26 protein-coding genes and 3 tRNA genes are annotated in these 21,726 nt (G+C 50.1%); all 29 read left to right on the forward strand.

Annotation, left to right across the window (positions count from 1 at the left end):
* The first annotated feature begins 21 nt into the window (after window positions 1-21).
* The 29 genes from PG862_RS12780 (at window position 22) to PG862_RS12920 (ending at window position 21,713) form a co-directional block, all read left to right on the forward strand.
* Entirely contained in the window at window positions 22-357 is a 336-nt protein-coding gene (locus tag PG862_RS12780; protein WP_022358560.1) for a metal-sensing transcriptional repressor, read from the forward strand.
* Window positions 358-487: 130 nt separating this feature from the next.
* Window positions 488-561, forward strand: a tRNA-Pro gene (locus tag PG862_RS12785).
* An 18-nt stretch (window positions 562-579) separates the two neighbouring features.
* Window positions 580-651 (forward strand) — tRNA-Glu (locus tag PG862_RS12790).
* Window positions 652-696: 45 nt separating this feature from the next.
* Window positions 697-769: transfer RNA gene (locus tag PG862_RS12795), tRNA-Thr, on the forward strand.
* Window positions 770-1,006: 237 nt separating this feature from the next.
* On the forward strand, window positions 1,007-2,350 hold the full coding sequence (locus PG862_RS12800; protein WP_270707639.1) for a bifunctional folylpolyglutamate synthase/dihydrofolate synthase: 1,344 nt from the start codon (window positions 1,007-1,009) through the stop codon (window positions 2,348-2,350).
* A gap of 55 nt (window positions 2,351-2,405) precedes the next feature.
* Window positions 2,406-2,561, forward strand: a complete 156-nt coding sequence (locus tag PG862_RS12805; protein ID WP_022358683.1) for a hypothetical protein — start codon at window positions 2,406-2,408, stop codon at window positions 2,559-2,561.
* A gap of 6 nt (window positions 2,562-2,567) precedes the next feature.
* Complete coding sequence (locus PG862_RS12810; protein ID WP_243021992.1) at window positions 2,568-3,989, forward strand: tetratricopeptide repeat protein; 1,422 nt, start codon at window positions 2,568-2,570, stop codon at window positions 3,987-3,989.
* A gap of 247 nt (window positions 3,990-4,236) precedes the next feature.
* Window positions 4,237-4,584 (forward strand): anti-sigma factor antagonist, encoded by a 348-nt coding sequence (locus tag PG862_RS12815; RefSeq protein ID WP_022358681.1) that lies wholly within the window; start codon window positions 4,237-4,239, stop codon window positions 4,582-4,584.
* Window positions 4,585-4,726: 142 nt separating this feature from the next.
* Window positions 4,727-5,185, forward strand: a complete 459-nt coding sequence (spoIIAB, locus tag PG862_RS12820; RefSeq protein WP_118637498.1) for an anti-sigma F factor — start codon at window positions 4,727-4,729, stop codon at window positions 5,183-5,185.
* The gene (locus PG862_RS12825) at window positions 5,178-5,900 is read left to right on the forward strand and encodes a SigB/SigF/SigG family RNA polymerase sigma factor (RefSeq protein WP_118468787.1); all 723 of its coding nucleotides are present in this window, start codon (window positions 5,178-5,180) and stop codon (window positions 5,898-5,900) included. Before spoIIAB ends, PG862_RS12825 begins: the two co-directional genes overlap by 8 nt.
* A 119-nt stretch (window positions 5,901-6,019) precedes the next feature.
* A complete protein-coding gene (locus tag PG862_RS12830) occupies window positions 6,020-6,232 on the forward strand; it encodes a hypothetical protein (protein WP_107000057.1) in 213 nt (70 codons plus the stop codon).
* Window positions 6,229-6,864 carry a stage V sporulation protein AA gene (locus PG862_RS12835; protein ID WP_117795710.1) on the forward strand — a complete coding sequence of 212 codons (636 nt, stop codon included), beginning with the start codon at window positions 6,229-6,231 and terminating at the stop codon, window positions 6,862-6,864. The genes PG862_RS12830 and PG862_RS12835 overlap by 4 nt, the downstream gene beginning before the upstream one ends.
* On the forward strand, window positions 6,854-7,417 hold the full coding sequence (locus PG862_RS12840) for a stage V sporulation protein AB (RefSeq protein ID WP_333563219.1): 564 nt from the start codon (window positions 6,854-6,856) through the stop codon (window positions 7,415-7,417). The genes PG862_RS12835 and PG862_RS12840 overlap by 11 nt, the downstream gene beginning before the upstream one ends.
* A 15-nt stretch (window positions 7,418-7,432) precedes the next feature.
* Entirely contained in the window at window positions 7,433-7,882 is a 450-nt protein-coding gene (locus PG862_RS12845) for a SpoVA/SpoVAEb family sporulation membrane protein (RefSeq protein ID WP_117795708.1), read from the forward strand.
* 259 nt (window positions 7,883-8,141) lie between these two features.
* Window positions 8,142-8,912: a Fe-S cluster assembly ATPase SufC gene (sufC, locus tag PG862_RS12850; RefSeq protein ID WP_270707640.1), complete on the forward strand. Its 771-nt coding sequence runs from the start codon at window positions 8,142-8,144 to the stop codon at window positions 8,910-8,912.
* Between the two features lie 99 nt (window positions 8,913-9,011).
* Entirely contained in the window at window positions 9,012-10,418 is a 1,407-nt protein-coding gene (gene sufB, locus PG862_RS12855) for a Fe-S cluster assembly protein SufB (protein WP_118490616.1), read from the forward strand.
* Window positions 10,419-10,509: 91 nt separating this feature from the next.
* On the forward strand, window positions 10,510-11,652 hold the full coding sequence (locus tag PG862_RS12860; protein ID WP_270707641.1) for a SufB/SufD family protein: 1,143 nt from the start codon (window positions 10,510-10,512) through the stop codon (window positions 11,650-11,652).
* Between the two features lie 79 nt (window positions 11,653-11,731).
* Window positions 11,732-12,943, forward strand: a complete 1,212-nt coding sequence (locus PG862_RS12865; RefSeq protein WP_270707642.1) for an aminotransferase class V-fold PLP-dependent enzyme — start codon at window positions 11,732-11,734, stop codon at window positions 12,941-12,943.
* On the forward strand, window positions 12,933-13,367 hold the full coding sequence (gene sufU / locus PG862_RS12870; protein WP_107000051.1) for a Fe-S cluster assembly sulfur transfer protein SufU: 435 nt from the start codon (window positions 12,933-12,935) through the stop codon (window positions 13,365-13,367). Before PG862_RS12865 ends, sufU begins: the two co-directional genes overlap by 11 nt.
* A 341-nt stretch (window positions 13,368-13,708) precedes the next feature.
* On the forward strand, window positions 13,709-14,932 hold the full coding sequence (locus PG862_RS12875; protein ID WP_118490620.1) for a type II secretion system F family protein: 1,224 nt from the start codon (window positions 13,709-13,711) through the stop codon (window positions 14,930-14,932).
* Between the two features lie 107 nt (window positions 14,933-15,039).
* A complete protein-coding gene (locus tag PG862_RS12880) occupies window positions 15,040-15,477 on the forward strand; it encodes a prepilin-type N-terminal cleavage/methylation domain-containing protein (RefSeq protein ID WP_118522707.1) in 438 nt (145 codons plus the stop codon).
* A 424-nt stretch (window positions 15,478-15,901) separates the two neighbouring features.
* Entirely contained in the window at window positions 15,902-16,435 is a 534-nt protein-coding gene (locus PG862_RS12885) for a pilin (protein WP_107000048.1), read from the forward strand.
* A 118-nt stretch (window positions 16,436-16,553) separates the two neighbouring features.
* Complete coding sequence (locus PG862_RS12890; RefSeq protein ID WP_107000047.1) at window positions 16,554-17,330, forward strand: prepilin peptidase; 777 nt, start codon at window positions 16,554-16,556, stop codon at window positions 17,328-17,330.
* A gap of 13 nt (window positions 17,331-17,343) precedes the next feature.
* A complete protein-coding gene (locus tag PG862_RS12895) occupies window positions 17,344-18,405 on the forward strand; it encodes a hypothetical protein (RefSeq protein WP_270707645.1) in 1,062 nt (353 codons plus the stop codon).
* Window positions 18,406-18,417: 12 nt separating this feature from the next.
* Window positions 18,418-19,044 carry a hypothetical protein gene (locus PG862_RS12900; RefSeq protein ID WP_270707647.1) on the forward strand — a complete coding sequence of 209 codons (627 nt, stop codon included), beginning with the start codon at window positions 18,418-18,420 and terminating at the stop codon, window positions 19,042-19,044.
* The gene (locus PG862_RS12905; RefSeq protein ID WP_270707648.1) at window positions 19,041-19,736 is read left to right on the forward strand and encodes a hypothetical protein; all 696 of its coding nucleotides are present in this window, start codon (window positions 19,041-19,043) and stop codon (window positions 19,734-19,736) included. The genes PG862_RS12900 and PG862_RS12905 overlap by 4 nt, the downstream gene beginning before the upstream one ends.
* A 3-nt stretch (window positions 19,737-19,739) precedes the next feature.
* Complete coding sequence (locus PG862_RS12910) at window positions 19,740-20,615, forward strand: hypothetical protein (protein ID WP_270707649.1); 876 nt, start codon at window positions 19,740-19,742, stop codon at window positions 20,613-20,615.
* Entirely contained in the window at window positions 20,605-21,030 is a 426-nt protein-coding gene (locus tag PG862_RS12915; RefSeq protein ID WP_147352088.1) for a hypothetical protein, read from the forward strand. Before PG862_RS12910 ends, PG862_RS12915 begins: the two co-directional genes overlap by 11 nt.
* Before the next feature lie 11 nt (window positions 21,031-21,041).
* Window positions 21,042-21,713 carry a PulJ/GspJ family protein gene (locus tag PG862_RS12920; RefSeq protein WP_118628570.1) on the forward strand — a complete coding sequence of 224 codons (672 nt, stop codon included), beginning with the start codon at window positions 21,042-21,044 and terminating at the stop codon, window positions 21,711-21,713.
* The last annotated feature ends 13 nt before the right edge of the window (window positions 21,714-21,726 follow it).

Genomic DNA, 21,726 nt, shown 5'->3' on the forward strand with positions numbered 1-21,726 from the left:
GATAAAAGATAGGAGAAAAGCATGGGCTGTTGTAAATGTGAATCACAAGCGCAGGTCTGTCAGGGAGGAGAGACGGAACGCCACAAACACAGAAACCTGACCGAAGAAAAAGATCTGCTGAAACGTTTAAACCGGATCGAGGGACAGGTGCGCGGTGTGAAGGCGATGGTGGAAGACGAGCGATACTGCGTCGATATATTAAACCAGGTATCAGCGGTTCAGGCGGCGCTGAACAGTTTTTCCAAAGTCCTGCTGTCCAACCATATCAAAACCTGTGTGGTCGATGATATAGAGGCGGGAAATGGGGAAGAAGCGGTTGAGGAGCTGTGCAAGACGATTCAGAAGCTGATGAAGTAAATATAAATTTATTGAATTGAGCAAACACAAGCAACTATAGCGAAATATTAAACATAATAAATATTTTTAAAAATTCTTCAAAAAAAGTGTTGACATTCTCCTGGATTTATATTATACTACGTCATGTAATCGAGGCGTGGCTCAGTTTGGTAGAGCGCTGCGTTCGGGACGCAGAGGTCGCGTGTTCGAATCACGTCGCCTCGATTCTATTATAAAACATACGGCCTGTTGGTCAAGCGGTCAAGACGACGCCCTCTCACGGCGTAAACCCGGGTTCGATTCCCGGACAGGTCATCGAAAGTTGCTTTGGGTTTTCCAGAGCATTTTTCAAATTAAAATGCTTCCTTGGCTCAGTTGGTAGAGCGACGCATTCGTAATGCGTAGGTCGCCGGTTCAAGTCCGGCAGGGAGCTGATGAGTGGAACCCCTCTTGATTATCAAGAGGGGTTTCTTGCATAATAGGAAATACCTTGGAATTCTCCATTGCCTGTGAACAGTTACTATTACACAAGAAGGTACAGTCTTTATTCCATATAACCACTTGCACGATCTCCGCAAATGATATAAAATAATAACATACAAAAGACAAGGCGGCAGACGGCAGAGTTCGTACTGCCGCTTCCGTTTGCCAGGAAAGGATATTTCATGCCATGAAACAAGAAGAATGGACGGTAGAAGCGGCAGATGCATATCTGAATGAGATACCGAAATTTACCAGTGAAAAACATACGGCGGAGGGGCTTCGCAGGATGCTTTCATACCTGAATGCATTGCCGCAGGAGGAAAGAATCGTACATGTGGCCGGAACGAATGGGAAAGGGTCGGTCTGCTCGTTTCTCGATGCGGTTTTGCAGAAAGCCGGGAAGCGGACGGCGCGGTTTACGTCTCCTCATCTGGTGCGCGTGACGGAGCGTTTTTCTTTTGATGGACAGGAAGCAGACGATGCACTGTTCCTGGAGGCATTTGAGGCGGTTAAGGCATCATATGTTCATTTTGAGCAGGAAGGACTGGGGCGTCCGACGTATTTTGAATATCTGTTTTTGATGTTCATGTGGATGGTGCGCCGGAAAAAGCCGGAGTATGTGATTCTGGAAACGGGGCTCGGCGGACGGCTGGATGCAACGAACTGCATCGAGCATCCAGCGCTTACGGTCATCACTTCAATCAGCCTTGACCATATGGAATACCTGGGCGGCACGGTGACACAGATCGCGGGCGAAAAGGCGGGAATCCTGAAAAAAAATATGCCGGTGGTGTACGATGATACGGATGCGGCGGCTTCGGCAGTTATCAGAAATCGGGCGGCGGAACTTTCCTGTCCGGCATATCCGATCAGCCCGGCAGTGTATACGGATCTTCGGCGGGGACATGGCGGGATGAGCCTGATGATAAAAGAGAAAAGCCAGCGTCTGTTTATTCCCTTCGAAGCGGAATATCAGGCGGTCAACGCCTGCATCGCTTACCAGGCGGCACGGCTTCTTGCAGTGGACGGGGAGACAGCGGCAGCGGGCATCCGGAATGCGGTATGGCACGGACGCATGGAGGAGATCCAGGACGGAGTTTATCTGGATGGCGCTCACAATGAGGGCGGAATCCGTGCGTTTGTGGGCGCGGCGGCAGAGGTGGCAGCGCGCAGAAGAGAAGAGTCCGGGAAAGATGGTCGGATTTTTCTGCTGTTTGCAGCCGTTTCAGATAAAAATTATGAATCGATGCTGGAAACACTGATGCGGAAACTGAAGCCGGATCGATTGGTGCTGACTCATTTATATACATCGCGGGCACTTCCGATGGAGGCGATGGAAAAAGCAGCACACCGGGTGGCAGATGGCTGTGAGGTTCAAAGTATACCAGATGTAAAAACAGCTTATCAGACACTGGTTCAGGAAAAACGTCCGGAGGATACCTGCTTCTGTGTGGGTTCTTTGTATTTAATCGGAGAGCTGGAGAAAAAGATTTCCCGAACTGGATTTGACAGCACCGCCAGAATGGTGTAAGATTAGCGGGAATGTATATCCATGTAATAAAAGGAAGAAACTCTGGAGGAAAAACATGAGTGGCGAAGGAATGACAATCAATTTCGAGGAAGAAATCGAACATTTTAAACCGAGTCTGGAGGTCGAGGAGGTCGGCGAGGCGATCGTGAAGAGTGACCTGACAGATATGTCGGATATTATGATGGAACTTTTAAAACATATGAAGGAATAGGCGGACATGATGGATCGAACAAGAAAAATTCGCCTGATTTCCAACAGCTTTTACAATGCCGGGCTGGAACGGGCAAAGAGACGGGATTTAACAGGGGCGGTCGAGTATCTGAAAAAATGCCTGAACCTGAACAAGTATCATATTGATGCCAGAAATCTTCTCGGACTTATCTATTATGAGATGGGTGAGGTGTCGGAGGCGCTGGTGCAGTGGGTTATCAGCATGAACTTTAGGGAGCAGGATAACCGGGCTGATTATTATTTAGACCAGATTCAGCGCAAGCAGGATCGTTTGGATCAGGCGAGCGCGACGATTCAGAAATATAATCAGGCGCTTCTGCAGGCGCAGACCGGAAGCGACGATCTGGCGACCTTACAGCTTACAAGAGTTGTAGAAGCTAATCCGAGATTTGTAAAAGCACATCTTCTGTTGGCTCTTTTGCATATTAGTCATGAGGATTATACGAAAGCGGGCAAATCCCTGTATAAGGTACTCAAGATTGATAAAAACAATCCCAAGGCGAACTGGTATATGGAGATTGTTAAGGAACATACCGGCAAGGCGGATATCGAGCGGAGAAAGTTGAAAAACGCATTTTCCCACCGCCAGATGCAGGATGATGATGTCATTATGCCGCCGACGTACAAGGAGAATACGGGACTGCAGTCGGTACTCAATATCGGCGCTGGACTGCTTTTGGGCGCGGCAGTTATCTTTTTCCTGGTGATGCCAGCCAAGATTAAGCAGGCAAATAATGCACATACGCAGGAAATGCTCCAGTACAACGAGCAGCTCAATCAGAAAAATGAAGAGATTGACAGTTTAAATGAGAGCATTGAGACCTCGAAAAAGGACAAAGAAGAGGCGGAGAACAAGCTGGATACGATGCTCAACAGCAATGACAGCGTTCTGAACCAGTATGCGAAGCTCGTCAAAATGCTGCAGGCATACCGCAACAATAACCTGGCAGAGGCGGTTACCTATTATGAGGGCTTTGATCCGTCGTTATTTACGGACGAGACGGTCGTTTCCATTGCCAACGGGGTAAAGCAGGACATCGAGACAAACGGCTACCAGACGCTGGAGGATCTGGCATACACGATGTGGTCGGCAGGCCGTATGGCGGAAGCACTGGCAGATTACCAGACCTGTCTGGCGATCCGTCCGGCAAACCCGAAGGTTATCTTCAGCATGGGTATGATTTACCGGGCACAGGGCGAGACAGACAAGGCGGTCGAAATGTTTACGCAGATTGTGACCCAGTATGCGGATTCCGAGCAGGCGGACAAGGCAAGACAGCAGCTCGCCGAGCTTGCGCCGGATAACCAGCAGGCTGCAGTTCCAGGTCAGTCCATCATCAGTCAGGGAGAGACTGCGGCGGATGAAACGGCAGCAGGCAGCGGAGCGGAGACGCAGGCGGCGCAGTAAGTACAAATATAATACGACAGATAATTAAGAAGAAAAGCACTGTAAAGATAAAAACTTTACGGTGCTTTTTGCTTTCCTAGGAAATCATGTCCTATGAAACAAAAAACGCTCCGCGAGGATGCGCACTCGCGCGAAGCAGAAACATGTCGCAAGCGACCGCGCGAGACGCCCGAATGTGCCAAAGCACATTCTTTTTAGGTATATAGGAAAAGGCTGCATAAAAAATCGAAAAAGGGGGAATCCTGATATGGAACGAAATATGTTTACATACGAAGCAATCGATTCGGCGCTGGTGATTCATCTGCCGAAGGAGGTAGATCATCATAACTGCCTGACACTCAAATATGAAACAGACCTGCTTCTGGCGGAAAATTATATTAACCGGATTATTTTTGATTTTTCAGGGACGGAATTTATGGATAGTTCCGGGATCGGTGTAATTCTCAACCGGTATAAGCAGATGGAGGGTAGCAGCGGCACGGTGGCGGTGTACGGGGCAGGCGAGCGGATGCGCCGGATTTTGCGGATCGGCGGCGTGTATCGTTTGGTGCAGTCGTACCGGACGAGAGAGGAGGCACTGGATGGGAGACATTAAAGGAGAGATGAATATGTATGCGGATGATATATCTGTATCAGAAACGGAAGTGAAAGGAAAACTTAAAAAAATAAAAGATTCAGAAGAATACAGAAAATTTAAACAGAATGAACAGAGACAAGCAGAGAAGAATGGCACGTGGATGCACCTGGAGATAGACAGCCATTCATCGAACGAGGAGTTTGCCCGTGTCACAGCGGCAGTCTTTATGAGCCGGATGAATCCGACGATGGAAGAGCTGGAGGATGTGAAAACGGCGGTCTCGGAGGCGGTGACAAATGCGGTGATTCATGGGTATAGCGATGAAATCGGAATTATTTACATAGAAGCGCGGATTGAGGGAGAAGAACTGATAATTTCGGTCCGGGATGAGGGAAAAGGAATCCTAGATGTGGAAAAGGCGATGGAGCCGATGTATACGACAGACACGACCGGCGAGCGCTCAGGGATGGGCTTTTCGTTTATGGAAGCGTTTATGGATGAGGTCGAGGTGGAGTCCAAGGTGGGCTGCGGAACGTGTGTGACGATGAAAAAGCGAATTGGAAGGGAATATATGAATAAAGAACAGGAAGAAAAAGAAACGGCGGAGTTCTATGGATAAAACCATCGAGCAGATCAAACGGGCACACCAGGGCGATAAGACGGCGCGGGAGGCGCTGGTAAAAGACAATCTGGGGCTTGTATGGAGCATCGTCCGCCGCTTTGCGGGGCGGGGGTGTGAGACGGAGGACTTATTTCAGATCGGAAGTATCGGGCTGTTGAAGGCGATTGATAAGTTTGACCTATCATATGAGGTGCGTTTTTCGACGTATGCGGTGCCGATGATTGCGGGGGAGATCAAACGTTTTCTCCGGGATGACGGGATCATCAAGGTCAGCCGTTCCATCAAAGAGCAAAACCAGCGGCTCCGGGCAGCGCGGGAAGCGCTCTGCACGGCGCTTGGGCGGGAGCCGACGCTGGAAGAGCTGGCGGCGCAGATTGGAGTGAGCTGTGAGGAAGCTGCCGCATCGATGGCGGCGGACAGTCCGGTTGAATCGCTCTCTGCACCAGCCAGCGCCGGGGAAGAAACTGGTCTTCTGCTTCAGGACCGGATTGCTGGGGAGACAGCGGAGAATGAGGTTCTGCTTGACCGGATGCTTTTGGGAGATTTGCTGAAAATGCTCAATGGACGGCAGCGGGAGATCATTGTGCGGCACTATTTTTATGATCAGACACAGACTCAGATCGCGGCGCAGCTCGGCATTTCACAAGTACAGGTGTCGCGGATCGAACGGAAAATATTAGGGCAGATGCGCGCAAAGTTGGAAGAAACATGAGAAAAAGACAGGCTCATAATTCAGAATATATGAATGTGCATACTTCATTGAAAGACAGCCATACTACTGGATGCAGGAACTTTTAGAGTTTTCAGAATACACAGGAAGGATGGAAAAAAATGACGGGAAATGTGAAAGTGACAATGAAAAAAAAGATGGGAATCTGTGTCTGGGTCGGATGCATGATTCTGATTGTGGCAGCGCTCTGTCTCTGTCTGATGGCAGTGGGGCGGGACAGCGTCTACATTGATGGAACCTTCGTACAGCATTCTGGGGACAGCGCGGAGGCATTTTTGAGACCGGAGGCACAGACGGAGAAGGCAGCATTATGACACAGACGGTCTATCTGAAACTCAGCCAGATCACGCAGGTACATGAGAAAAATGTACCGCTTGCAAGCCTGGGAGAAGTTTATTGCAGTGAAAAAAGCGTGGAAAGCCGCTGCCGTGCGATGATCGTGAAGAGGATCCGCGGCGGCGGGAAACAGCGCGAAAGCCGTCTGGTTGGAAACGTCATGGAGATTATCCAGCAGATTGAACGGGAAATTCCGGGGACATCGGTGCAGAATCTGGGGGAGACGGACTATGTCATTCATTATCAGCCGCCGCGCCGTCAGGCGCTTGTCTGGCAGTGGTGCAAGACGCTGTTCGTCTGCCTGATTTGCTTTTTCGGGGCGGCATTTGCGATCATGACATTCAACAACGATGCAAACGTGCTGGATGTATTCAGGAAAATATATGAGATCACGACGGGGCAGGCGTCGGACGGAACAACGGCGTTGGAGGTCGGTTATTCGATCGGGCTTCCGGTGGGGATTTTGCTGTTTTTTAACCATTTTACTTCGTGGAAATTCAGTCTCGATCCGACGCCGCTGGAGGTAGAAATGCGCCTGTATGAGGAAAATGTCAATAAAACGCTGATTCAGAACGAGGAGCGGAAGGAGGATGACATCGATGTTTCTTAAAGAAGCGATGCTTTTGCTGGCGGGGCTGGCGGCGGGAAGCACGGTGGCAGCAGGAGTCTACGCCTTTCTGGTGGTCATCGGCGTTTATCCGCGCCTGATTGGAAAGACGGCGACGGCGTCGAAGGGGAAAATCTTCTTGTATGAGACGATTATCGCGCTGGGGGGATTGTTTGGAAATGTGGTGGATTTATTTACAGAGAAAGTGAAACAGCTGACCGGGAGTTTTCTGAGAATAGCGTGGCCAGCGGCAATGCCGGAGGCAGAGTTGTGGCAGAGGGCAGCAGAAGGCGGTGGCAGAACGGGAGCTGGTGCTGGATTTCTGGTGATGTTTGGAAATGTCTCCGGACAGCTGCTTCTAGCGGTTGCGGGACTTTCCTGTGGTATTTTTGTAGGCTGCCTCGTCATGTCGCTGGCAGAGACATTGAAAGCCCTGCCGGTGCTGAGCCGCCGCCTGCGTCTGGCAGTGGGGCTGCCATATCTGCTTCTCGCGATTGCGGCGGGGAAATGTGCGGGTTCGCTGTATTATTTCTTACATGGAATTGGAAGACAGTAGAAGAGAGGAGAAACCATGGAAGCCAGAAAAGATCAATATGAAGCATATGTCAAATCGGTTACGCCCGTCCACAGTACATGGAAAAATGTGTTGATGGCGGGCATTTCCGGCGGGCTGATCTGCCTGGCGGCGCAGATCAGCACAAATTGTCTGGTTCAGACAGGCATGGAGGAGAAAACGGCGGCGCTCTGGACGATGCTGGGACTGATTCTGCTCAGCGTTATCCTGACAGGGGCAAATGTATTCCAGAAGCTGGCGCGTGTTTTTGGGGCTGGTGTGCTGGTTCCGATCACCGGATTCGCCAATTCAGTTGCATCCCCGGCGCTGGAATACAAGGCGGAAGGGCAGGTATTTGGTGTTGGATGCAAAATATTTACAATCGCGGGTCCGGTGATCCTGTATGGGATTCTGAGTTCGTGGGGATTAGGGGTTGTGTATTGGGGGTGGATGATGCTGACTCAATAATAAACGAGAAAAAGTCTCAATAATATAATAAGAATCTTTCTTGTTTTGTGAAAAATGAGGGTTTACAATCCGGAAATAAATACCTATAATAGCCATAGGGTAATCTGACCGTCTGAACAGCCAGATTCATTATAGAAAAAAGGAACCAGAGAGATGGACGTTTGCTAAGAGGGATAACCGCTTTCGTGACGAGGCGGCTGTCACAGATCAGACAGACCGAGCATGAATGTCTCAGCCGGTCCCGGAAATGGAGTGCTTTATGGCAGAAAAAGTGTTAGAAGTAAATCAGATAAAAGCAAATATAGAAGAAAAAGAGATCCTGCACGGCGTTGATTTGAGCGTCGGCGCAGGAGAGGTACATGTCCTGATGGGACCAAACGGCGCGGGCAAATCGACGCTCGGAAACGTCCTGATGGGAAACCCGAGATACCAGATCACGGGTGGTCAGATCTTATTTAAGGGTGAGGATATCACACATGAGTCCACGGACAAGCGTTCCAAAGCCGGTATGTTCCTGTCCTTCCAGGAGCCGCTGGAGGTACCGGGACTTTCGCTGGAAAGTTTCCTGCGTAGCGCGATGCGCCAGCAGACTGGCAAGAACTTAAAGATCTGGGAATTTCATAAACAGCTCAAAAAGGCGATGGACATTCTCCAGATGGATGAATCGTATGCACAGAGAAGCTTAAACGTGGGCTTTTCCGGCGGTGAGAAGAAAAAATCTGAGATTTTACAGCTGATGCTCTTAAATCCGAGCCTGGCAATCCTCGATGAGACAGACTCTGGTCTGGATGTTGATGCAGTCCGTCTGGTTTCTAAGGGTGTGGAAGAGTACCAGAAGAACCAGAACGGCGCGCTTCTTATTATCACGCACAGCACCCGGATTCTCGATGCACTGCATGTTGACTATACGCACATCATGGTAGATGGAAAGATCGTGGCAACCGGTGACGGCTCCCTAGTTGATAAGATCAACCAGGAAGGCTACGAATCCTTTATCCGTGAGGCGGGTGTGGCAGACACCCGGAACTAATCGTTACTGTTCGCAGGCAGGCATTTTTGGAATCGAAGGTGCTGCAGGATAACGCGACAGTAATAACGAATCAGCACGGGTAATATGGAGGCATCAAACATGAAAGAAAAAACGTATGTAGATGACATTGATCGCAGCGTCTACGATATAAAAGACAAAGAAAATGACGCATATAAAGTAAAAGCGGGTCTGACCCCGGAGATCGTTGAGAAGATTTCTAAGGAGAAAAATGACCCGGCATGGATGCAGCAGTTCCGTCTGCAGTCCTTACAGATTTACAATTCCCTGCAGGTTCCGAACTGGGGACCGGATATCGAGGATCTGGACATGGATAACATCGTAACCTATGTCCGTCCGAAATCCAAGATGAGTGCCAAATGGTCAGAGGTTCCGAAGGACATCAAAGATACCTTTGAACGTCTGGGAATCCCGCAGGCGGAGCAGAAATCGCTGGCAGGCGTGGGCGCCCAGTATGACTCGGAGTTAGTATATCATAACGTGCGCGCAGAGGTAGCGGCGCAGGGCGTTGTCTACACCGATCTGGAGAGTGCGATGCACGGCGAATATGCGGAAATGATCCGGACGCATTTTATGCATCTGGTCAAACCGCAGGAACATAAGTTTGCAGCGCTGCACGGGGCGGTCTGGTCCGGCGGATCTTTTGTGTACGTGCCAAAGGGCGTGTCGGTTACGATCCCGCTTCAGTCCTATTTTCGACTCAATGCACCGGGAGCCGGACAGTTTGAACATACTCTGATCATCGTTGATGAGGGGGCATATCTGCATTTCATCGAGGGCTGTTCTGCGCCGAAATATAACGTAGCAAACCTGCATGCGGGCTGTGTTGAGCTGTACGTCGGCAAAAATGCGAAACTCCGCTATTCGACGATCGAGAACTGGTCGAAAAATATGTACAATTTGAACACCAAGCGCGCGATTGTGGAAGAGGGGGGCACGATCGAGTGGGTATCGGGTTCCTTTGGTTCCCATGTATCGTATCTGTACCCGATGAGTATTTTAAAGGGTGACGATTCAAAGATGGAATTTACCGGCATTACTTTTGCCGGAGAAGGTCAGAACCTCGATACCGGTGCGAAGGTAGTCCACACGGGCAAACGGACTTCTTCCTATATTAATACGAAATCTATTTCCAAGGACGGCGGTATCAGTACGTTCCGAAGCAGCGTGCAGATTGGAAAACAGGCATCTGGTTCTAAGGCATCGGTTTCCTGCCAGTCCCTGATGCTGGATGATATTTCACGTTCCGATACGGTCCCGGCGATGGATATCCGGACCCGCGATGCGAACGTCGGCCATGAGGCAAAGATTGGACGGATCAGCGACGAGGCTGTTTTCTATCTGATGTCACGCGGCATCAGCGAGGAGGACGCGCGCGCAATGATCGTCAGCGGATTTGCGGATGATGTATCGAAGGAGCTGCCGCTTGAGTACGCGGTTGAGATGAATAACCTGATTCAGCTTGAGATGAAAGGCAGTATCGGATAATAGATGGTTACTGTTTGCAGCGGGGATTTTGAAATAACAGATTCTGCTGCGGGGCATGCAAGTGCATGAATGGTAACGACAGGAGGAAACAATGGGACAGAAAGAAATGATAGTAAACATTCTTCCAACCCGAACCTGGAACCGGCTGGGAATGAACGAAAGCCAGATACAGATTGAGTGGCCGGAGGAAAGTGTTTTGATAAAACCGGAGCGCCTGGCAGCAGGTGTGACCTGGGAAAAAGAAATCTCCGGAAAAGAGTGGGACGAGATCCAGACCGGCATGGGACGCGAGTACGATGCAATGGCGGCGGAATGCGGAACGGCTGGCGCAAATAGAACGGACACTGTAAATGGAACGGCTGTTGCAGAAGAAAATGCCGGTGCGGGAAGTATCTACCGGCTGACAGCGGAAGCGGCAGCTGTGCTGCAGAATGAAAATACAGAATGGACGGTTCTCTGCGTCGATTATAAAAACGGCAGTTACCAGAACCGCCTCTTTCTGGATGCAAAGGAAAACAGCCGCTTAAAGGTGCTGATCGTATTCCGCTCCGGGGAGGACGCACAGGGAACATCCTCGTTCCAGGTAAAGGTCCATGCGGAAAAGAATGCAAAGGTACAGCTTCAGGAAGTGCAGCTTCTCGGCGCCGGATATACCTGCCTGAGTGATATCGGTGCGTCCTGCGGAGAAAATGCCACATTTGAGCTTTTGAAACTGGAGCTGGGCGCAGGCAAGGTCTACGCGGGCTGCCTGACCGAGCTGGAAGGAAAAAAGAGCGCATTTGACGCGAAGATCGGCTATTACACCAGTGTAAACCAGAAGCTGGATATGAACTATACAGTACGCCACCGCGGCAAAAAGACAGAGAGTATGATGGAAGTCTCTGGCGTTTTGCAGGACGGTTCCTCCAAGCTGTTCCGCGGAACGATCGATTTCGTGCCGGGATGCGCCGGGGCAAAGGGAACTGAGCGCGAGGATGTGCTGCTGCTCGGCGATGACATCGTAAACCAGACGATTCCGCTGATTCTGTGTGCGGAAGAAGATGTCGAAGGAAATCACGGCGCTTCGATGGGCGATCTGGACGATGCAACGCTGTTTTATCTGTGCTCCCGCGGACTGTCGAGAGAGGAAGCTGAGCGCATGGTAGCGCGGGCGAGAATCGACGCGCTGAATGAGCTGGTAGCTGACGAGGCAGTACAGAAGCAGGCTCAGGAGTTCATGAACCAGAAGCGATAATAAAATGAAAAAACTGTAAGTTGGCTGCGGTTTGTTTTTGCAGCAAGTATACAAACAAATATATAAGAAGGAACAGAACATGACAGATTACAAGAAAGATTTTCCCCTGCTTGCGGGTTCGGATATCGCATATCTGGACAATGCGGCAACGGCACAGCGCCCGGAGGCGGTATTAAAGGCAGTGGAAGATTTCTATACAAAGAAAAATGCCAATCCGCTCCGCGGGCTCTATGAGCTGGGAATCGAGGCGACGGAGGCATATGAAGCGGCAAGAGAGCGCGTGCGGGAATTTATCAATGCTGGAAAGACGAGCGAGGTCGTGTTTACACGCAACAGCACCGAAAGTCTGAATTTGATCGCGTACAGCTATGGTTTAACTAGTCTGAAAGCAGGCGATGAGATCTTAATCAGCATTGATAACCACCACAGCAATATCCTGCCATGGCAGATGGTATCCAGACAGACAGGCGCGAAGCTCGTTTATCTGGAATGTCAGCCGGATGGTTCCTACCGGGATGAAGATATGGAAGCCCTGGTGACAGAAAAGACAAAGATCGCAGCGATGCCGCAGATTTCCAATGTCCTTGGCCGCAGAAATCCGGTAGAGAAGCTGACGAAACTGGTGCATGAAAAAGGCGGTGTCATCGTCATCGATGCGGCACAGAGCGCCCCTCATATTCCGGTGGATGTGCAGGCACTGGATGCAGATTTCCTTGTATTTTCCGGTCACAAGCTGATGGCACCGATGGGAATCGGCGTCCTGTACGGAAAAGAAGCTCTTCTGGATGCGATGCCGCCGTTCCTGACGGGCGGCGAGATGATCGATTCGGTCAGCCGGGAATCGGCAGTCTTTGCCGAACTGCCGCACAAATTCGAAGCCGGTACCGTCAATGGCGGCGGTGCGGTCGGCTTACAGGCGGCGATCGATTATCTGATGAACATCGGATTTGACGAGGTGCAGAAGCGCGAGGAGCTGCTGACAACACGGGCAATGACGGCGATGCGGCAGATTCCGGGCGTTCATATCCAGGGAAGCGATAAGCCGAAAGAGCACAACGGAATTATCAGCTTTACCGTGGACGGCGTACATCCGCACGATATCGCGTCGATTCTGGATGCCGCAAATGTCAATGTGCGCGCAGGCCACCATTGCGCCCAGCCGCTTTTAAAACATCTGGGTGTATTTGCAACAGCGCGTGCCAGCTTTGCGTTCTACAATACGGAGGAGGACATCGACCGTTTTGTCCAGAACCTGAAAGAAATCCGGAGGAAAATGGGATATGGAGAATAGAACCTTTTACAATGAAATACTGACGGATCACAATCTGCATCCGTTACATAAAGAAAAGCTGCCGGATGCCAATCTGGTATTAGAGGGCGTCAATCCGAGCTGTGGAGATGACATCATTCTTCAGCTGAAGGTCGAAGATGGACAGGTGGTAGACGGTGCTTTTGAGGGAAGCGGCTGCGCAATCTCCCAGGCATCCGCTGATATCATGCTGGATCTGATCATCGGAAAATCCGAAGAGGAAGCACGCCATCTGGCGGATCTGTTCCTGCGGATGATCAAGGGCGAGGCAGGCGAGAACGAGATCGAAGAACTTGAGGAAGCCGGTGCCCTGGTCGATGTTTCCCATATGCCGGCGCGTGTCAAATGCGCGGTGCTGGGATGGCATACGATGGAAGAGATGCTGGATAAGGAAAACGAGAAATAAGAGAGAAGATAAAAAGAAACGGGAGCTATTCTTTTGGGAGTGTCAGGGCGGGACGTACCATTTCCGCTCTGATGATCTATATACCTGAAATAGTCTGGAAAAGAAAAGTCAGATGTGTTGACGAAAATATATACAAAAATAGATTGGCAAAAACAAAGCACGTATAGAGAAAATAGCAAAAAAAAGCCGATCTAGATGCGTGTTTCGTATAAAATATCCAAAAGATTGACGGCATATTTACAAAAACAAACAAAGATGTTAAAATAATGATAAAAAGGATGCAGATGGCGATGTACATACGGATGGCGTACAGCTGAATCCTGTGGCTGGAGGTATGAGAGATGCCAAATTTTTCATATAAAGCGCTGGGACGGGATGGAAAAGAAGTCCGGGGAGTGCTCCAGGCTGAGAGTGAAGCGGCAGCCGCTTCCAGAATCCGGGAAAACTATCCGATTCTTCTGAGCATCAGTCAGAAGAAAGAGAAGAAAAGACCTGATGACGGCAGTCTCCTGGAGATGGAGATCGGAAGCAGGCGGATCAAGACGAAGAAGCTGGCGATCCTGTGTTCACAGTTTGCGATCACGCTTCATTCGGGCATGACAGTGGCACGCGCGATGCGTATGCTGGCAGATCAGAATGAGGACAAGCGGATCCGGAAGATCATGGGGGCTGCGGCAGAGGAAGTAGCTGCCGGAAGTACCGTTGCGTCGGCGCTGGAAAAGTATAGCGACCGTTTTCCGCTCACGTTTATCGAGACGATCCGGGCAGGCGAGCAGTCTGGTACGCTGGAACGATCCTTTGACCGGCTTCAGAAGTTTTATGAGAAATCCTACAAGACGACGGAGAAGATCAAGGGAGCGATGACCTATCCTTTGTTTGTCGTTGCGGTTGCGGTGGTTGTCCTGATTATCGTCATGGCGAAGGTTATCCCGACACTGGCAGATGTATTTACTGATCTGGGCGGTACGCTGCCGCTGATGACGCGGATGCTGATCGCGACTTCCCATTTCTTCGCGAAGTGGTGGCTGCTGATGCTGGCGGTGCTGGCGTTTTTGAAGATTGGTTCGCAGGTCTACGGCAATACGCCGCAGGGGCGGATTCAGAAAGCAAAGATCGCGTTATCCCTTCCACTTGTGGGCGCGATCAACCAGATGAACGGCGCAGCGCAGTTTGCCAATACAATGTCGGTGCTTCTGGCAGCGGGTATCACGATCAATCAGGCGGTTGACACGACGGCGAAGGTCATGGACAATGCACTTCTGAGCGAGGATGTTCGCTCCATGCGCGAAGGAATCGAGCGGGGACGCAGTCTGGTGGAATGTCTGCAGGGAAAGAAATATTTCCCGCCGACGATGGTCGATATGTGTTCCGTCGGAGAAGAAACCGGTGAGCTCGAGGAGACACTGGACAATGTTGCCGATTATTATGCTAACGAGGCGGATTATCGAATTCAGCGGCTTCTGGCACTGCTGGAACCGACGATGCTGGTGGTGCTTGCGATTTTTGCGGGTATCATCGTAGTGTCGATTTATCTGCCTATCTTTACGATGTACGATCTGATGTAAGCGTAATTGACTGCACACATGTGAAATGTGATACAGCAGAGGATGGATGGCGCAGAGATAATTCTCTGTTCATTAATATAATACTATACAATAAGGAGATTGATTTTATGAAAGGCTTAATCAAGAAAGTTCGTGAGAACAAAAAAGGTTTCACACTGGCTGAGCTGTTGGTGGTTGTTGCAATCGTGGGCATCCTGGTTGCAATCTCGATTCCGGTATTTACGGCACAGCTGACCAAGGCTAGAATCGCTACGAATCAGGCCAATATGAGAGCGGCGAAAGCAGCAGCGGTAGCTCAGTATATGACGGATGAGATAGATAAGAATAGTGACGCCGCAATGATTTATGATTATGACTTAAAAACTGGTACAGCTACCTCAATCAAGGATGATGCGTCTATAGTAGCTGATGCGAATAAACAGGGTGATATTGAAGAAGAAAAGGGTAGCAAGCAGTATAAACAGATTAATGTAAAAATCGAACCGACGAAGACGAAAGACACTGACGTTATTAATGGTGCAAAAATTACAATATATGCAAAATAAAACCACATACGTGGAAAAAGGTTGCTGAGCATGTATGCGAGAACAGTAACGAAAAATGGATGGGGTTTCCCATCCATTTTTGCTAAATGCGCCTGCCAGAGCTTTCATTTGTGGTGGTACACCTGACTGCCAGGCACATGAAGGTTTAGAAGTAACTGTTCACAGGTAGGAATTTTCTGAACTGAAAATTCCGTACGATACAGTTCTGGCAGCAGATTTTGCCGATTTGGAATGCGCAGCATCGGCAAAATCCCGTTGCTGGGCACACGTGTGTGAACAGTAACGTTTAGAATGAAAGTGATGTTCACATCAGAAATTTTTCAGGATTTAAAAATCCATTCATTGTCAGATACATAAGCGTGACCTGCAACGCACGAATCAAAACAAAGTCAGCAGGTCATTTTGATAAAAAGTGGGTGAGCAAATGAAAAAGAACCAACACGGTTTTACACTGGCAGAGCTGCTGGTGGTGATAGCGATCGTAGGGATCCTGGCGGCGATCAGTATTCCGATTTTTACGGCACAGCGGAAAAAAGCGGTCATCGCAGCCAATCAGGCGAATGTCCGTGCGGCGAAGGCGGCGGCCGTGGCAATGCTGTATGGAAGCAAGGAAAGCCTGGAACGCTACGAGAACCAGCCGCAGAAGCAATACCGCTATTACCGATACAATGTAAAAGAGGGAAAGATTGTCTGTCAGGCAGAGGGAGAGAACGCGCACATTGAGTACGCACAGGGAAGTGGAACAAAGAAGGTAAATGACCTGGGGCAGGAATACCGGAAGACGGCGATGGAAGCCAAGACACCGTGTACAGATATTCTGGTTTACATCGGAAATCCGGCGGCTAATCCATATGCGAATACGTCTCCGCTTCAGACCGCTCCTTTCTATGAGGGAAATGAAGTTGGGGGAACCAGCCAGAATCCATTTGGTCCAAAGCCGGGATTTGGCGCCAAATAAAAGAAATGAAATTGGGCGTTTTAAGATAAAGATAGCGTTTTACATATCTTGGAAGATATAAAATATTGGGGATTTACAAACAGACAGAACATGGGTACGGACAGGAGATATTCCATTGATGCTGCATCAAACCACATTTTTAACAATTTACATTTTGATGATTACTTTTATTCTGGGCTGTGCACTCGGAAGTTTTACAGACTGTCTGGCAGGGCGGATGTTAAACGGAACGTCCGTTTTGAAAGGGAGATCCCACTGTGATGCCTGCGGTCATGTGCTGGGAGTACTGGATTTGGTACCGCTTTTTTCACGGCTGTGCCTGCGGGGCAGGTGCCGTTATTGCGGAGCGAAGATCCCGGCGGAGGCATTCTGGACGGAACTTGTTTCAGGAATTGCATGCTGCCTGATTATGTACCGGTACGATGTCTCGGTGCTGGCACTGCGGGGAATTCTGCTCTGGATGGTGCTTTTATGTCTGACACTCACAGATCTGCATGCGTGGATCATACCGGACCGGCTTCAGATAGCCGGAATCCTGATCTTTTTCGGCACAGCGCTGGGCTTACCGGAACCGGGAAGACAGATGCTGCGGGGAGTTCTGACCGGTGCCGGACTGGCTGTCAGTATGCTGGCACTTTCCTTGCTGTTTGACCGCCTGACCGGAAAAGAAAGCTTGGGGGGCGGCGATGTAAAACTTTTTTTTGTGACGGGACTGTATATGCGTTCCGCCTGGGAGGTATTATTTTTCCTGATTCTCAGCTGTGTGCTGGGAATTGCAGGTTCTGTCATCGGTCGGAGGGAGAAAATTCCGTTTGGACCGGCGATTGCGGCGGCATGTTTTTGTATGCTGCTGTATGGAGATATATGGACACAATGGTATACAGGGCTCTTTTAAAGGGAGTGCAGAGATGAAGAATTGTTTAGGAATTGAGATTGGACATTACCGTATCAAGATTGCATATGCGGAAAATGGCGAGCTTCGCGAATTTATCAGCGAGCGGGTCGAGGGGATCGACCGGAACGATATGCGTCAATATGCGGATTTAATAAAGGATTTGTTGAAGGAGTATGCGATCCGCTGCCGGAACGTCGTGTTTGTCATCCGGCAGGAGGATGCGTATGTGCGGCGCTTTGAGCTGCCGCTGATGACGGAGGAACAGCTCCGGCTGAATCTTCCATATGAGTTCCATGATTATATCGGAAACGAGATGGATAAGTACGTCTTTGATTATGCGATGATCTATGCGGATCAGGAAAAAATGGATTTGATTGGTGCGGCGTGTACGAAAGAGCTGTCGCAGCAATTTGAAAAACTGGCCAAGATGGCACACTTGAAATTGGTCGGTCTGGTTCCGGCCGTGCTGGGAATGGAATGGATTCTGGAATATGCAGAAGAGAGAATGGCGGATGAGAAGAAGGCTTTGGAGACAAAGCTGAATGCAGAACCTCATAAAAAGGAAGAAAAAGAGAACGCAGAGGGGGCAGAAAAATCGGAAACTGTGAAAGACTATGCGATTCTCGATCTGGGAACCCAAGCATTGCGGATCCATTTCTTTCGCCAGGGGATCTATGATATTACCCGTACCATGGAGCCGGGCTGTGAGGAGATCGAGCAGATCCGTTTGGGAGATAAGAACAAGATGCAGGAACTGGGAATTGAGGTGGAGGAAGAAAACCGCGAGGAGACCGACAAAGAAAAGATGGCGGCTGTGCTGGAGGAGCAGTACCGGACCCGCGCCGTCCAGGTCATGCGAGTTTTGAACTTTTATAGCTTCAACAATGTGAATAATACGATCGACAGCCTCTATTATTGCGGCGGAGGCGCACGATACGGGGAATTGATTGATGCGCTGAAAGAAACGCTGGATCTGCCGGTGCGGAGTGTGGCGGAGCTTCTGCCGGAGGTCTCTTTGGATGAGGAAGACGAGTGGATCGACAGCCCACAGGCATACGGTGTATTACTTGCATAAGGAGGAAGAGCGGTGGCTGATTTAAAATCAATCGCGAATATGCAGATTGGCGGTCCGAAGTATCCGAAAAAACGGCGCATCAATCTGTATCAGAAGCAGACTAAAAAAGGGAAAATAGCGGCGGAGCTGGGCGCGTTTGCCGTTTTTATGGTTTTTGTCTACGGATTTTCGAGATTTGGCGTAATGCTTCCCCTGCAGGAGGCAGACCGGGCAGAGGCGGTTTATGCGGCGACAGAGAAGGAGCTTCGTACATTGGAGAAATCCAACGAGGTGTACGGTGAGGTCCTGGCAGAGTACGCGCATTATGGAAATGGGTATCTGAATGAGGAAGAGAGTAAGCTTCCGGACCGCCGGATGATGCTGGATTCCCTGAAATCACAGATTTTCCCGCTGACGGCAGTTTCGAGTGTTTCGATCACCTCGGATCAGATGTCATTGGAAGGAACCATTCCCAATGGTACACTCTTTTCGCAGCCGGTCCGTGATGCACAGGCGGATCCGAATGCGCGCTATGTGACCGCTTCGCTGGAGGAAACAGTGAAGAAAGATGGCGAAGAGAGAGCTCTGGCATCCTTGAAGCAGGTGGGAGTGTCAATGGCTGTATTTTTTAACGAACCAGAAGAGGGCAAAGAAAAATGAATTCGTTAGGGAAATATGTATTAACAAAAACACAGAAAATAGTGCTGCTGGTTGTAGTCTTTGCCCTGATCGCGGGCGGCTACTATGCCGGATTTTACCTGCCGGTGCAGAGGCGGATTGAGGCGGCGGACACGGCGGAGCTGGATGCCCAGATTCAGCTGGAGCAGATGAAAGCGATGCAGATCCGGCAGATGGAGGAAGAGATCGAGGAAAACAAGACATCGAATGCGCCGATGGTTCCGACCTACAATCATTTCAAGACGGAGACGGAGGAGCTGAACCGTATTTTTGCGAATGCGTATGATTTTACTTTCCAGTATTCAGAGCCGCAGGTGGACGGAATGGAGATCCGCCGCGCGATGAATATTTCTTTTACGGCGGATTCGTTTGATCACGCTGTTTCGATGCTTCATGAGGTAGTGGAAGGACCATACCGCTGCCTGATCGAGGATCTGAGCATTCAAGATGATGAAGATCTGGAAGATGAAGAGTTAAAGGATATCCGCATCCACCCGGTAGCAGTGACGTTCCAGCTGACTTATTTTGAGACCCGATACGATGCGGAATCAGAAGAAGGTCTGGATCTGGAACCGGAAGAGGCGCAGGCACCGTCGGGACTGGCGAATGCGGATGTGTCGAACCTGCAGCGTTCGGACCTTGAGACAGCGGCAGAGGCGGCGCTGGGAGAATAAAGCATGAAAAAAGCAGAGAACAGTGAAAAACGCCCGGAAATCTGGAGGCAGGTTTTCAGGCGTATGAAAAATCAGGATGGCGCCAGCTTGATGGCGGCGCTCCTGTTTTTTGTGTTTTGCGGGGTGGGCGCGTCGATCATTCTGGCGTCCGCTTCCGCGTCGGCTGGAAAGAACCGCCACCTCCCGAGGGAGGACCAGAAGAGGTATGCGGTGGACTCGGCGGCGGCATTTCTGCGGGATGAGCTGCAGAAGACGGAGAATATAGTCAAGATCAAGGAAGTGATCGTGCATGACAGCCGGGATGACGAGGAAGACGATAAGGATGATTTTTACTGCTACTACGTCGGCAGCCGGAAAAACAAGGATAATGAGGCGACGTGGCAAAAGTTCTATGGAACGGATTCGGGTTTGTCAAGCGCAGAGAGTGCGAATAGCGCGGTTCTCGATTCACTGATCGTGGATATTTATAGAAATAATGAGTATCGGAAGCTGGCAGACGGGGAGAATGCATCGGAGGAAGAAATGGCGTACAAAGATTTTACCCTGTCAGTGAAGAAAGCCGGAACGAGCGGGAACACGATTGGTCCGTTAAAGACCAGTGTACGCCTGTGGATGACGGATCATTATAAAATCAAGGCGGTTATCTCAGATACAGTAACGGCGGATGACAAGAAGGAAGAGCGGTGCGAGAAACGGCTGGAGCTGGAAGCAGCACATAGCTCCGAGAGTGAGATGGTCACAGTAGAGGTCAAAGTAAAGGGCGATGACGGAGATTCGGATGACGATGATTCCTACACGATCACGACGACGACCATCATCACGACGATCCGCTGGCAGAACGGAACAATAGAGAAGGAGCTGCTGCAGGATGATAAGTAGAATGGAATGGGCAGCTGGAAGAAAGCTGCGTGCCAATGCGGGAGAGACGCTGACAGAGGTACTGATATCGGTTCTTGTGATTGCACTGGGAATGACGATGTTTCTGAGTGCATTTCTGGCGTCCGGCAGGATGCTGCATCAGGGCGAAGAGCAGATGGCGGGCTATTATGACAGCCGCAATCAGCTGGAGAACAACCGGACAGCGGAACAGGCGTCGGGCAGATATGTTCTGGAGCTGGAGGTATCTGGAACCGGCGGCATGAAGAAAAGCCTGGCGTCAAATGCCTACCAGACAGGCATACAGACGAATTACCGGACGGGACAGTATCCCATCGTACTGTATGTGAGCCAGGCTGATTCGGATGCAGAAGAGGAAGAGGTAAACTTACAAGATCTGCTTTACAGATACCGATAGAGGAGACAGAGATGGGACAGGAGAGAAGTGAATGCCGCAGATGCAGAAATAGGCATTGCAGGCAGCAGAAACAGACGGCATCCAAGGGTCACTGCAAGCTCTTTTCAGTATGTCAGAAAAAACTTCGGTCAAAGAACGGTATGACGCTGACGGAGCTGCTGGCGGCGATTGTGATTCTCGGCACGATCGGCACGGTGCTTGGAGGCGGCGTGATGATGGTAAAAAATGTTTACCAGAGGACGCAGGATCAGGCAGATGCAGAGCAGGCGCTGTCGCTCACGGCGCAACTGATGACCGATGAATTTGCCAATGCGCTGGAAGTGAAAAATTCTGCTGGGACTTCCGAAACAGGAGAAATGGTAACACCTCTTTTGCGGAGTGGAAACAGCCACCTGTGGCTGCACTTTAGTGCGACAGACTGGTCTGGCACGGGCATTGAAAAATGGTATGGGGATTATACTTACGATGATGCGTATAATAAGATACCTCTGCTGACGCAGGCGGCGATCTCGGATGAATATTATACGGCATTTGACGGCTATACCTATTCGGAGGAGACGGCGTGTTTTACGGTTCAAAATCTGGCGATCTACCGGAAAAAAGATACGATGGGAACTTCCCGGAAAGCGGTGGTAAAGCCGATTAACCTGACCGTGCGTGCAGTCAACCTGGATCAGAAATAAAATAAAAACTAAC

This window comes from Clostridium fessum, assembly GCF_027698965.1.
Classification (GTDB): domain Bacteria; phylum Bacillota; class Clostridia; order Lachnospirales; family Lachnospiraceae; genus Otoolea; species Otoolea fessa.